Genomic DNA, 5,732 nt, shown 5'->3' with positions numbered 1-5,732 from the left:
GGCAGCTTGAGCCTTTGGCTGCTGTTGGCCAGTACCGGACTGTTATGGAGAAAAAGACGATGAAACACCTGTTAGCCGGCCTGGCGTTGTTACCACTGCTGTCCTGTAGCACCTTGGTGACTCAGGTTAACTCCGAAACCCTACTATTTAACCCGGTGGTCACCGCGCAGCGACTCGAAGTCTCGGTGCTGTCCAACGGCTGTACCGAGGCGGACCAGTTTTATCTGAAGTTTAACCAGGATGTGATTGAATTGCGCCGTACTGAGCCCGATCTGTGCCGCGGTGCCGCGCATCTGGTGCGTCTGGCGTTCAGTTATGATTTTGGCCCGGGGGTGTATCGCTTTAAAAACAAGACCCGATTCAGCGACCGGGTTGTGCGTTAGCTAGCTTCGCATCACCACTTCATCGACCGAGTTGCGAATACTCAAGAAGCTATCGAGTCGACGCTGCAATATTCTGCCGCCGTCTATGGCCACCTTGACGCCGCAGTTCGGCTCATGGGTGTGGGTGCAATCGTTAAACTTACAGTGCGCCGCGTACTGATCGACATCGGGAAAGCCGCGCGCCAAGTCGTCTGGGTTGGTGTGCCACAAACCAAATTCCCGGATGCCGGGGCTGTCGATCAGCTGGCCGCCGCTCGGGATATGATAGAGTTTGGCGGTCGTTGTGGTGTGCCGGCCTTTGCCGGTTGCCTCTGAAATCTCGCCGATGCGGATTTCCGCCTCGGGCAACAGTTCGGCGATAATCGATGACTTACCCACGCCAGACTGGCCAACAAACACCGAATTACCCTCCGCCACCAGAGCCTGAATGGTTTTAAGGCCGTCTGGGTCCTTGATCGAGGCGATCACCGTCTGATAGCCCAGGTCTTCATATTGCTTTAACTCCAGCTGCATCTCTGGGGCCTGATCGATTAGATCGAATTTATTGAGCAAGATGACCGGCATGATATCGTCGTGCGCGGTGGCGACCAAATAGCGATCGATCAGGTTGACCGGCGTCCGCGGCGCGGGGGCGACGACAATGATGATGCGATCGATATTGGCCGCCACCGGGCGCAGTTTACCGCGCGCATCGGGGCGCGTGAGGATCGTGCGGCGCTCTTGCACCGCGCTGATGATACCGCGCTCACTGTTCTGGGTGTCGCTGTGCCAGATAACCTGGTCGCCGGTAACCAAGACCGGCAGATTGCTGCGCACATGGCAGCGCACCAGCTCACCGGTACTCGCTTCAACATCGATGGTGGCCCCAAAATGCGCGACAATTAGGCCACTTTGGGGTTCGCCCAGGGAGCCAGACTCGATCTTCTGCTCGATAAACTGGTCTTTCTTTTGGACACGGGAAAGGCGTTCTTGCTGCACCTTATCGATCCGGAACTGCTGTTGGCGGGTTAGCTTTCGTTTACTCATGCGGCCCTAGGGTTCGGAATCGGTTATACTGAACGATTAATTATACTCCCCTTCATTGCCTAAAGGTTGCGCCTGATGGATAAAAAAACCAATTTGATCTGGATAGACTTAGAAATGTCCGGCTTGAAACCCGAAACCGACCAAATCCTTGAGATAGCGACCCTGGTTACCGATCAGGATCTCAATATTATTGCCCGCGGTCCGGAATTGGTGATTCATCAACCCGAGGCTGTTCTAGCGGGTATGGATGAATGGTGTACCGACCATCATGGCGCCTCCGGGCTGACCGAAAAGGTGCGCACCAGCACTATAAGTCTCGCCCAAGCCGAGGCGCTGACCGTGGCCTTTCTGGAGGATTGGGTTGAGCGGGGCGAGTCGCCTCTGTGTGGCAATTCGATCTGGCAAGATCGTCGTTTCCTGATCAAGTATATGCCCGATCTGGACGGCTATTGTCACTACCGCAATATCGATGTCAGTACCCTGAAAGAGTTGGCCAAGCGCTGGCGGCCTGAGGTCTTGGCGGGGGTTAATAAGAAAGGCAGTCACCGGGCCTTAGATGACATCATCGAATCGATTGAAGAACTCAAGCACTACCGCAGCGAATTCATTCAGCTGGCATAAGCGCTCCGCCGGTCCGCTACAGGGTGCTGTACAGACGCCCGACATGATTCTGGAAGTGCTCCAGGAACAGTCGGGTTTTTAACGGCAGTTGCCGGCTTCGATACAGCACGCTGAGGGTGTCGGCCACGGGTCGCTCGTTAAAGGTCAATGCCGTCAAAGCGCCCTGGCGCACATAGGGCTCGGCCAAGTAATTGGCCAGTCGCACTGCGCCCAAGCCGCGGATGGCGGCCTGCAGCCTCATATCCGGACTGTTCAACGTCAGCCGCCCCTGTACCGCGATGGTGTGAATCTGCTGGTCTTGACGAAACAACCACTCATCTTCACCCGACTGTAAAATACATTGGCAATGGCGGATGTCGTCCAGCGTCTTGGGTGCACGGTTAAGGCAATGACTGGCGATATAGATATTATGCGGGATACTCATTAACGAACGACCGATCCAGTCACTGGCCGGTAGCGGTTGTTGGTGGAGCAGAAATTGTAGGTCGTACTGGCTGTCGGGTGCCGGCGTGGCGCCATTGTATTGGGTGCCGCAGAAGCTGATCAACGACCAGGTCTGCAAAAACTCGGCAATCAGTTCCGCCATCTGAGCGGTAAACAGCTCTTGCGGCCAGAGAATGGTCAGCTGGCCCTTGGGTTGGCGCTGATACGCGCCGATGCTGTGCTGAATGTCGCCCAGTTCGGATAGCAGGTCCTTCGACTGCTCGTACAGTTCACGACCGGCTTCGGTTAGATCGAGCCGACGGGTGGTGCGCTCAACCAACTTAACCCCGAGTGTTTGTTCAAATTCACTCAACTGGCGAGATAGAGTCGACTTAGGCTTGCCTAGTACCATGCCGGCTCGGGTTATAGAACCCTGCTTGATGATTTCGACGAACAGTACCAACCCATTCAGATCCATGATGCACCCGCCATTGTCTCGAAAATGAGACAGTTTAGAGTATCGGCGAGAATTAGCCACAATTCATCGAATGGTCTGGCCTAGGCGGCTCAGCGCTGAATCAAGCCAAGCGATCTTCGACGGCTTGAATCTTGTCACCAATGGTTTGGTCCTTGTCGGTTCGGGTGCCGACCTTGATGGTCGACGAGATTCGTACGATGCCGCTGTCGTGCAGCGCCTGATGACAGGCCTTAATCGCACCAAAGACCTGATCCCATTCGCCATAGAGGTTGGTGCCATAGCCGTGCAACTGCAGCTCTACATCAAAGCTCTGCAAGACCCGGTGGCAGGCGGCAATTTCATCGGCCACCGAGATTTGTTGATTAAAGGGGATAACGCAAAGGTCGGCCATGCATTTCATTATCAGTCTCCAGTGGCGGTGTCATCGCCCGATTCCGAACGTTCCGGGAGCGGCCAGCCGCCGAGGGTCTTCCAGCGATTGATCATCCGGCAAAACAACTCAGCCGTTTTACGGGTGTCGTATTCGGCGTTGTGGGCTTCTTTGGTGGAAAATTCGATCTCGGCCGTATCGCAGGCTTTTTTCAACACCGTTTGGCCATAGACCAAAGCGGCCAGAGCCGACGTGTCGAAGGTCGAGAAGGGATGGAAGGGGTTGCGTTTGGTGCTGGCCCGGTCGGCCGCGGCCATGACAAAGTTGTGATCAAAGGTGGCGTTGTGACCCACTAAAATGGCGCGCTTGCAACCGTTGGCCTTCATGCCGGCGCGGACCATCTTGAATATTTCAGCCAGGGCCTCGCCCTCATCAACGTCTTCGCGCAATGGGTGAAACGGATCGATGCCGGTAAATTCTAACGCGGCCCTTTCGAGGTTGGCGCCAGCAAAGGGTTTAACGTTAAAGAAAATACTCTCATCGGGCAGGAGCCAGCCGCTGCTGTCCATCTTTAGGGTTACGGCGGCAATTTCCAGTAAGGCATCGGTCTGGGAATTGAAACCGGCCGTTTCGACATCGATGACAACCGGATAGTAACCGCGGAATCGTTCGGACAGTTCGTTCTCTGGGGCATTAATGGTCACATACACTCCGAAATAGCGGGCTAAAGGCACAAATTAAGCGCACATGTTAATGATTTGTCTTAGAAATGTAAGGGGTAATGCACTTTGATGGGCTGGGCCGGCACGCTGCCAGGCGCATTCCTTATCGCATTCGACATTGCATTCGACATTGCAACTTGGACGCTGGAAAAATAAGCCGGTAGGGTGGATTCACATTGCTAAGGCTTTTTGTTGGTGTAAAGAACCAAACTGGCCTACACCTTGCAGTATCTTGATCTAATTCGGAGTTATAGAGATGAAGCGGCAGGCTATGGCCAACTACAGACAGATTTTTTCCTCTTGCATGGCCGGTCTTCTGGCCTGTGTTGCCGCTAACAGTCAAGCGGCCAACCTGGGTACCGGCCTAACCAATACCGAGTGGCGCATCGATGCATCGGAGTTTTACTGTAAGTTTTATCAGCCGATCCCGCAATACGGTTTGGCGGTATTCTTTCAAGAAGCCGGTGATACCTTGGAATTTTATTTGGAATCGACGCGCAATCTAATGGCCGAGGGCCAGGCCGCGCTGACGATCGAGGCACCGGCTTGGCGTTCCAGCGCACTAACCACCGAGCTTGGCTATTCCAGAGTGATCGATCGAAAATTTCCCATTCGCGTCGAGACGGCGCGAGCGGGTCGGATGATGGACGAGCTCACGGCGGGTATGGCACCGACTCTGACCCGCAAGGCCAAGTTCGGTGACGATCTAATCCGACTGCAGATCTCGCCGGTTAATTTTAAAAGCTTCTACAACGACTACCTGGCCTGTCAAACCGGATTGTTACCGGTCAATTTTCGCCAAATAGAACGCACGTCGGTCCTCTTTGGCGGCGGCGGAGCGCGTTTGGACTCTCAGGCCACGGCCATGCTCGACAATATTGTTACCTATATGAACGCCGATAGTCTGGTTTCAGCCCTGTTTATCGACGGCCACAGCGATGGCCAAGGGGAACGTTATAACAACAGGCGTCTGTCTGAAAAACGTGCGGTCAAGGTAACCGACTACCTGGTCAATGCAGGCATTGACGCGGCGATAATCGTCACCCGTTATCACGGCGAGCGTTACCCGATCGCCACCAATGCGACAGCAGCCGGGCGTCGGCTCAACCGTCGTGTGACGGTGCAGTTTGAGCGCATCACCGGTGACCCGGATGATCCGTTGCGCGACCTACCCAATTTTGAGGCGAAATAAACCATGACCGTTTGGCAGTCCTTGCTTGCTCAAAAAGAGGTTGTCCGCTCGCTCCATATCGAAGCCGGCGAACTGATCTATTATCGGCCCAGCGGTGCCATTACTCATGTGGTGATCGATGAATTGTCACGCGCCGAATTACGCCAAATTAATCATCAGCTGTATTGGTATCTGCTCGATCAAAACGGCTCCTTTGCCTTGATTCCCGAGGCATGTCCACAATTTGGTCTGCTGCGCCGCTATCTATTGTCCTTTCGTGGTTTCAACTACGACGGTCTGCTGCGCTTCGACCCCAGCATCGACCAACGCCTATTGCTGTGGTCTATGACCGATCAACGGGTGGCCTAAGCACCGCCCCCTCAATTGTCGTGTCCGACTCCACCGGACTTCTGCAACTCTCAGCCCCAAGGGGCCGGTGTCAACGGACACCGGGCCGGGTAAAGAGCAACGGTGGGCGGCCCTGGTAGTCGCCAAAGATCAGCACGGTGGACGCCAGTTCCTGATCGCCATCGCCATC

At 54.9% G+C, this 5,732-nt stretch carries 8 protein-coding genes; 4 read left to right on the top strand and 4 right to left on the bottom strand.

Features of this window, described 5'->3' with window-relative positions; all coding sequences use genetic code 11:
- Window positions 1-383 (top strand): hypothetical protein (locus AC4FIC_RS07460; RefSeq protein ID WP_273284019.1); only part of this gene is annotated, 383 nt, incomplete at its 5' end.
- Here the strand turns inward: AC4FIC_RS07460 and rsgA are convergent.
- Window positions 384-1,409 carry a small ribosomal subunit biogenesis GTPase RsgA gene (gene rsgA, locus AC4FIC_RS07455; protein ID WP_100257977.1) on the bottom strand — a complete coding sequence of 342 codons (1,026 nt, stop codon included), beginning with the start codon at window positions 1,407-1,409 and terminating at the stop codon, window positions 384-386.
- A gap of 75 nt (window positions 1,410-1,484) precedes the next feature.
- On the opposite strand from rsgA, the gene orn reads away from it, so the two are divergent.
- Complete coding sequence (orn, locus tag AC4FIC_RS07450) at window positions 1,485-2,030, top strand: oligoribonuclease (protein ID WP_100257976.1); 546 nt, start codon at window positions 1,485-1,487, stop codon at window positions 2,028-2,030.
- Between the two features lie 16 nt (window positions 2,031-2,046).
- Here orn and AC4FIC_RS07445 read toward each other — a convergent pair whose 3' ends face one another.
- The 3 genes from AC4FIC_RS07445 to rnt all read right to left on the bottom strand — a co-directional run bounded on the left by AC4FIC_RS07445 (window position 2,047) and on the right by rnt (window position 4,011).
- Window positions 2,047-2,931 (bottom strand): LysR family transcriptional regulator, encoded by an 885-nt coding sequence (locus tag AC4FIC_RS07445; protein WP_100257975.1) that lies wholly within the window; start codon window positions 2,929-2,931, stop codon window positions 2,047-2,049.
- 100 nt (window positions 2,932-3,031) lie between these two features.
- Window positions 3,032-3,322 (bottom strand): MTH1187 family thiamine-binding protein, encoded by a 291-nt coding sequence (locus AC4FIC_RS07440; protein ID WP_474334329.1) that lies wholly within the window; start codon window positions 3,320-3,322, stop codon window positions 3,032-3,034.
- An 11-nt stretch (window positions 3,323-3,333) separates the two neighbouring features.
- Window positions 3,334-4,011 carry a ribonuclease T gene (gene rnt / locus AC4FIC_RS07435; protein ID WP_227003688.1) on the bottom strand — a complete coding sequence of 226 codons (678 nt, stop codon included), beginning with the start codon at window positions 4,009-4,011 and terminating at the stop codon, window positions 3,334-3,336.
- Window positions 4,012-4,294: 283 nt separating this feature from the next.
- On the opposite strand from rnt, the gene AC4FIC_RS07430 reads away from it, so the two are divergent.
- Window positions 4,295-5,215 carry a flagellar protein MotY gene (locus AC4FIC_RS07430; protein ID WP_227003687.1) on the top strand — a complete coding sequence of 307 codons (921 nt, stop codon included), beginning with the start codon at window positions 4,295-4,297 and terminating at the stop codon, window positions 5,213-5,215.
- Window positions 5,216-5,218: 3 nt separating this feature from the next.
- Window positions 5,219-5,563, top strand: coding sequence for a hypothetical protein (locus AC4FIC_RS07425; protein ID WP_100257973.1), 345 nt, complete (start codon window positions 5,219-5,221; stop codon window positions 5,561-5,563).
- Window positions 5,564-5,732 lie beyond the last annotated feature (169 nt).

Source organism: Reinekea sp. (assembly GCF_982785585.1).
This window is presented reverse-complemented; position numbering and strand designations above follow the sequence as displayed.